This is a genomic window from Microbacterium sp. 13-71-7 (genome assembly GCF_002257455.1).
Taxonomy (GTDB): Bacteria; Actinomycetota; Actinomycetes; order Actinomycetales; family Microbacteriaceae; genus Microbacterium.
In genome coordinates this window covers 1-6,347 of sequence record NZ_NCKN01000223.1, presented here as the reverse complement: position 1 = coordinate 6,347, position 6,347 = coordinate 1, and the positions used below count along the sequence as shown (strand labels likewise).

The 6,347-nt window shown below is 70.2% G+C and carries 5 protein-coding genes and 1 pseudogene; 4 read left to right on the top strand and 2 right to left on the bottom strand.

Annotated elements, in window-relative coordinates; all coding sequences use genetic code 11:
* The coding region (locus B7X32_RS17100; RefSeq protein ID WP_292722345.1) for a DNA alkylation repair protein at positions 1–235 on the bottom strand (235 nt) is incomplete at its 3' end.
* 117 nt (positions 236–352) lie between these two features.
* Here B7X32_RS17100 and B7X32_RS17095 point away from each other — a divergent pair.
* Positions 353–778 carry a YciI family protein gene (locus tag B7X32_RS17095; RefSeq protein WP_292722343.1) on the top strand — a complete coding sequence of 142 codons (426 nt, stop codon included), beginning with the start codon at positions 353–355 and terminating at the stop codon, positions 776–778.
* A gap of 5 nt (positions 779–783) precedes the next feature.
* Positions 784–2,056 (top strand): annotated as a pseudogene (locus B7X32_RS17090) (RNA polymerase sigma factor).
* 72 nt (positions 2,057–2,128) lie between these two features.
* Here B7X32_RS17090 and B7X32_RS17085 read toward each other — a convergent pair.
* The gene (locus B7X32_RS17085) at positions 2,129–3,091 is read right to left on the bottom strand and encodes a Bax inhibitor-1/YccA family protein (RefSeq protein ID WP_292722340.1); all 963 of its coding nucleotides are present in this window, start codon (positions 3,089–3,091) and stop codon (positions 2,129–2,131) included.
* 87 nt (positions 3,092–3,178) lie between these two features.
* Between B7X32_RS17085 and B7X32_RS17080 the strand changes: the two genes are divergently transcribed.
* Entirely contained in the window at positions 3,179–4,177 is a 999-nt protein-coding gene (locus tag B7X32_RS17080; protein ID WP_292722336.1) for a glycerophosphodiester phosphodiesterase family protein, read from the top strand.
* Positions 4,178–4,232: 55 nt separating this feature from the next.
* The coding region (locus tag B7X32_RS17075; protein WP_292722331.1) for a UvrD-helicase domain-containing protein at positions 4,233–6,347 on the top strand (2,115 nt) is incomplete at its 3' end.

Genomic DNA, 6,347 nt, shown 5'->3' with positions numbered 1-6,347 from the left:
GCTCCTCTCGGAAACGCGCGGCGCGCCACAGCTCGAGCGCGGCGTCGCGCAGCTCATCCGCATCGACCGTGCCGCGCGCGGCCCCCCTGGTGAGCCGCCTGACGTCGGGCACCCGGACGCCGAGGAACGGCATGGCCGACTTCATGTACGCCTGCTGGCCGGGGGCGAGTGCCGGATCCGCCGCATCGTGCAGGGCCTCTCGGACGGCGGTGGTGAGGGGCGAGGGTGAGGTCACATGAGCAGTGTAGAAATCTTTCGAAGAATCTTCGACGGAGTGTCGATCCGGCGTCTTCTCGTTCGACGTCTTCAGTGAGAGGGTCGAGACACGACCTGAGACGAGGAGACAGAGACCATGAAGTTCATGCTGATCATGCGCGCAGACGACCAGGGTGTGCGGGCGTACGAGGACATGCCGTTCGAAGAGGTCATCGCGGCGATGGGCCGGTACAACGAGTCGATGATCAAGGCGGGCGTGCTGATCGCCGGTGAGGGGCTCACCGACGCGGCCGAGGGCTTCGTCGTCGACTTCTCCGCTGAGGCGCCGCTGGTCACCGACGGCCCCTACGGCGAGACCAAGGAGCTGTTCAACGGCTTCTGGATCATCGAGGTGTCCACGCGCGAGGAGGCGGCGGAGTGGGCCAAGCGCGCCCCGCTCGGCCCCGGCGCGTACCTCGAGGTGCGTCGCGTCACGGAGCTGGAGGACTTCCCGGCCGACAACGAGTGGATCCAGAAGGAGGCCGGCTGGCGCGAGGAGGCGGCCGCCCGCGCGGCCGAGTGAGGACCATGCCGGGATCCGATTCCACGGCGACGGCGGGCTCCCCGACGGAGCGCGCCGTCGCCGCGGTGTGGCGCATCGAGTCGGCGCGCATCGTCGCGACCCTGACCCGTTTCACCGGCGACTTCGGCGTCGCGGAGGACCTCGCCCAGGACGCACTCCTGGACGCGCTCGCGCAGTGGCCGAAGGACGGCGTGCCCGCGAACCCCGCCGCCTGGCTGACGGCGGTCGCCAAGCGCCGCGCGATCGACGGCTGGCGGCGCAGGGAGCGCTACGACGACCGGCTCGCGGTGATCGCCCACGACCTCGCGCGGGAGCAGGACGACGCCCTCGACGCGCCGCCGTGGGATCCTGACGCGATCGACGACGACGTGCTGCGGCTCGTGTTCATCGCCTGCCACCCGGTGCTTTCGCGGGAGGCACGCGTGGCGCTCACGCTGCGCGTGGTGGGCGGCCTCGGCACCGAGCAGATCGCCCGCGCCTTCCTCGTGCCGACCGCGACCGTGCAGCAGCGGATCGTGCGCGCCAAGAAGACCCTCGCCGCGGCGAAGGCCCCGTTCGAGGTGCCGTCGCGGGAGGAGCTCCCCGCACGGCTCGGCGCCGTGCTCGGCGTGCTGTACCTCGTGTTCAACGAGGCGCACGCGGCGACGGCGGGGGAGGATCTGCTGCGTCCGGACCTGGGGCGCGAGGCGATCCGGCTGGCCAGGGTGCTCGCCGCGCTCCTGCCCGGTGAGCCCGATGTGCATGCGCTGCTGGCGCTCATGGAGCTCACGGCCGCCCGCTTCCCGGCACGGGTCGATGCGCACGGGGATCCGGTGCTCCTCGCGGACCAGGACCGTCGGCTGTGGGACCGCGGCAGGATCGCACGAGGCCGTGCCGCCCTGGCGCGTGCGGACGCGTTCGGCCGAGGCCGCGGCGCGTACGGGCTGCAGGCGGCGATCGCGGAGTGCCATGCCGTCGCGCCTTCTGTCGAGGAGACCGACTGGGCCACGATCGTGCTGCTCTACGAGGCGCTCGGCCGGATCGCGCCGTCGCCGGTCGTGGAGCTCAACCGCGCCGCCGCCGTGGCGATGGCCACGGGACCGGCTTCGGCGCTGCGCATCATCGACGCGCTCGTCGAAGGCGGCGCGCTGCGCGGGTACCACCTGCTGCCCGCGACCCGCGGCGAGCTGCTGCTGCGGCTGGGCCGAGGAGGAGGCGCGGTCGGAGTTCGCGGTCGCGGCGGGCCTCGCGGGCAACGACCGGGAGCGCGCACTGCTCGAGCAGAAGGCGCGCGGCTGAGCGGATCCGTCCTGCCGGAACGACGAAGGCCGCCCTCCGAAGAGGGCGGCCTTCGTCTGATTCCGAGCGCGACTAGTTGTTGCCTCGGGCGATCGCGATCATGCGCAGGATCTCGACGTACAGCCAGACGACGGTGACCATGATGCCGAAGCCGCCGAGCCAGCCGTAGACGCGCGGAGCGCCGTTGCGGACGCCCTGCTGGATCTGGTCGAAGTCCATGACCAGCGAGTACGCGGCCATGAAGACCACGAGCACGCCGATGATGAGGCCGAGCGGGATGCCGAGGATCTTGACCTGGCTGAGGAGGCCGAACATCTGGTTCTGCGGCAGCACGCCGAAGAGCATCAGCCCGACGTTGAGCAGCGAGAAGACGAGGTAGCCGAGCATCGCGATCATCACGATCTTGGTCATCTTCGCCGAGGCGCGCACCTTGCCGCTCGCGAACAGGGCCAGGGTGACCGCGACGACGGCGATCGTCGCGAGGCTCGCCTGCAGCACGATGCCGGGGAACCGCACCTCGAAGAAGGCGGAGATGCCGCCGACGAACAGGCCCTCGAACGCCGCGTAGGCGAAGATCAGCGCGGGGCGCACCTTCTTGCGGGAGGTGAAGCTCACGACCATGGCGAGCACGAAGCCGCCGAGTGCGCCGACGAGCCACGGCCACAGCTGGATCCTGCTGAGGGCGGCCGCATGCACGTACGGGTCGGAGGTATTGGGGAGTGCCGCGCCGCCGAGCGTGAAGAACCAGCCGATCACGGCGAAGACCAGCAGGATGCCGAACAGGCCCGCGGTCTTCCAGACGGTGTCCTCGACGGTCATCCGGTTGGTCTCGATCGAGCCCGCCGGGGGAGCCGCGTACATCCCCTCGAGGTTGGCGTTCACGGCGGCCTGCTGCGCCGCGGCGAACTGGCCGGCGGGCGGCGGCGGGGCGTACTGCCCGTTCTGGGCGCCCGCCTGCGGGGCTCCGGGATAGGTCGCGACAGCGCGCGGATCCTTCTCCTTGAACGCCGGGTTGTTGAACGCGAAGTTGCTCATGGTCGGCCTCACTCCTCAGAAGTGGTGGTCATCTTCCCTCTACGATAGCGGCGGATCCTCTGAGCGGCACTGCCGTACGCTGAGAGCGTGACCCGACGGATCCCGCTCGACGTCCCCCTGATCATCGGCCATCGCGGCGCTCCCGGTTATCGCCCGGAGCACACCGCCTCCTCCTACCGCCTCGCGTTCGCGATGGGCGCGGACGCGGTCGAACCCGATGTCGTCGCGACGAGCGACGGCGTGCTGGTGATCCGGCACGAGAACGAGATCTCCGGGACGACCGATGTCGCCGATCATCCCGAGTTCGCCGATCGGCGCACCACGAAGCGCATCGACGGGGTGCCGCTCACCGGCTGGTTCACCGAGGACTTCACGTGGGCCGAGCTGGCCACGCTGCGCTGCCGGGAGCGCGTACCGGCGCTGAGGCCGGGATCCGCCGGGTTCGACGACACCGAGCCGATCCTGCGCCTGTCCGAGCTGCTGGCGCTCGTCGCGGAGGCCTCGGCCGAGCACGGCCGCGAGCTCGGCGTCGTGCTGGAGATCAAGCACGCCACGTTCTTCGCGGAGGCAGGGCACGACCTCGCGGCGCTCGTCGAGCGCGATCTGCGGGCCGCGGGCTGGGCTTCGGGAGAGCATCCGCTGTGGCTCGAGTCCTTCGAGCAGACCGTGCTCCGAGACCTGCGCAGGCGCGGCGTGCAGGCGGTCTACGTCTTCCTGCTCGAGGCCGAGGGTGCGCCTGCGGATCTCGTCGCGCGCGACGGGGCCGAAGCACCCGACTATGCGGAATCGCTCACGCCGGCCGGACTGGACGCCCTGACCGGCGACGTCGACGGCATCAGCGTGGACAAGCAGATCCTGCTGCGCCGGACCGGCCGCGACCTGGTCGCGGAGGCGCACGCACGCGGCCTCGTCGTGTTCACCTGGACCTGCCGCCCCGAGAACGCCTTCCTCGATCGCCGGTACCGCAACGGCGCCCAGGCCGCCTCCGGGGACTACCGGGCGGAATGGGCGGCGATCGGCGACACCGGCGTGGACGGGGTCTTCGTGGATCATCCCGATCTCGGGCAGGCCGCCTTCCGGGACTGAGCGGCCGCACAGGGCAGGGTTCGATGTCGGCGGGCGGACCTAGACTTGGGAGGTCATGAGCGAAGCCCCTTCCCCCGTCATCCTCCCGCCCGGATCCTCCCTCCGAGGGCCGGTGGGGCCGGCCTCCGGCGCCTCCGCCGACGACCTGCTCTCGGGGCTCAACCCGCAGCAGCTCGACGCGGTCACCTACCGCGGGCAGGCGCTGCTGATCGTCGCCGGCGCGGGGTCGGGCAAGACCAGTGTGCTCACCCGCCGCATCGCCCTGCTGCTGAGGCAGCGGGAGGCCTGGCCCAGCCAGATCCTGGCGATCACGTTCACCAACAAGGCCGCCGGGGAGATGCGCGAGCGCGTCGAGCAGCTCGTGGGCGATTCCGCGCGCGGCATGTGGATCTCGACGTTCCACTCCGCGTGCGTGCGGATCCTGCGCCGTGAGGCCGAGCAGTTCGGCTTCACGAAGTCGTTCACGATCTACGACTCGGGCGACTCGCGCGCGCTCATCAAGCGGCTCGTCAAGGAGCATGAGGCCGACGCGTTCGGGTTCACGCCTGCGGCGATGCAGTCGCGGATCTCGAAGCTCAAGAACGAGCTGCAGGACGCCGAGTCCTACGCCCGGCAGGCGAACATGTCGGATCCGGCCGAGCGCGTCTTCGTCGAGGTCTTCGCCGACTACCAGCGCCAGCTGCAGAAGGCCAACGCCTTCGACTTCGACGACCTCATCGGCCAGACCGTGTACCTCTTCCGCGCGTTCCCGCAGGTCGCCGACGTGTACCGGCGTCGCTTCCGGCACATCCTCGTGGACGAGTACCAGGACACCAACGCCGCCCAGTACGCCCTGATCCACGAGCTCACCCGTCCGGTGCAGGGCGATGCGCCCGAGCCGTATGCCTCCAACGGAATGATGATCTTCGAGCCCGACCCGCACGAGGCGGCCGGCGCCGAGCCGGGCGCCTCGCTCACCGTCGTCGGAGACTCCGATCAGTCGATCTACGCCTTCCGCGGCGCGGACATCCGCAACATCAGCGAGTTCGAGCGCGACTTCCCCGGCGCGAAGGTCGTGCTGCTGGAGCAGAACTACCGCTCGACGCAGAACATCCTGTCGGCGGCGAACGCCGTGATCAGCAACAACTTCGACCGCAAGGACAAGAAGCTCTGGAGCGACAAGGGATCCGGTCACGCGATCGTCGGGTTCACCGGCTACTCGCAGCACGACGAGGCGCAGTTCGTCGCGGACGAGGTCGAGTCGCTGCGTCGTGCCGGCATGCCCTACGGCGAGATGGCGGTCTTCTACCGCACCAACTCGCAGTCGCGCGCGCTGGAGGAGATCTTCATCCGCTCCGCCGTGCCGTACAAGATCATGGGCGGCACCAAGTTCTACGAGCGCGCCGAGATCAAGGACGCGCTCGCGTATCTCGTCGCGGTCGCGAACCCGGCCGACGAGATGGCGGTGCGGCGGATCCTGAACAAGCCGCGCCGCGGCATCGGCGACGTCACCGAGACGTCGATCGCGCGCTTCGCGGAGGAGCACGGGCTGAGCTTCCGTGACGCTCTCGCGCACCCGGGCCAGCTCGGTGTCGGGCCCAAGATCCAGGCCGCGATCGCGCTGCTGGACGCGGTGCTGCGCGAGGCGACCGAGATCATGCTGCCCGCGTCCGGCGAGGTGGCGCCGCCCACGGCGGTCGCCGAGGGGCTCACGCTGCTGCTGCAGAAGAGCGGCTACATGGACGCGCTGCGCGCGAGCCGCGACCCGCAGGACGAGGCGCGGCTGGAGAACCTCGACGAGCTCATCGCGGTGACCCGCGACTTCGCACGGAACAATCCGGAGGGCACGATCGCCGACTTCCTCACCGAGGTCGCGCTCGTCTCCGACGCCGACGACCTCGACGACGAGTCCGGCGTGGTCTCGCTCATGACGATGCACACGGCGAAGGGCCTCGAGTTCGATGCCGTCTTCGTGACGGGCGTGGAGGAGGACCTCATCCCGCACCGCATCTCGGCGAACGAGCCCGGCGGTCCGCAGGAGGAGCGGCGTCTCTTCTACGTGGGGATCACGCGCGCCCGCAAGCGTCTGCACATCTCGCTCGCGATGACCCGCGCACAGTTCGGCGAGGTCTCTGTCGCGATGCCGAGCCGGTTCCTGCAGGAGATCCCCGCCGAGCTCGTCGACTGGCGG

Coding starts and splice junctions, on each gene's coding strand:
- B7X32_RS17085 (WP_292722340.1), bottom strand. CDS start 3,091: ATGAGCAACTTCGCGTTCAACAACCCGGCGTTCAAGGAGAAGGATCCG.
- B7X32_RS17095 (WP_292722343.1), top strand. CDS start 353: ATGAAGTTCATGCTGATCATGCGCGCAGACGACCAGGGTGTGCGGGCG.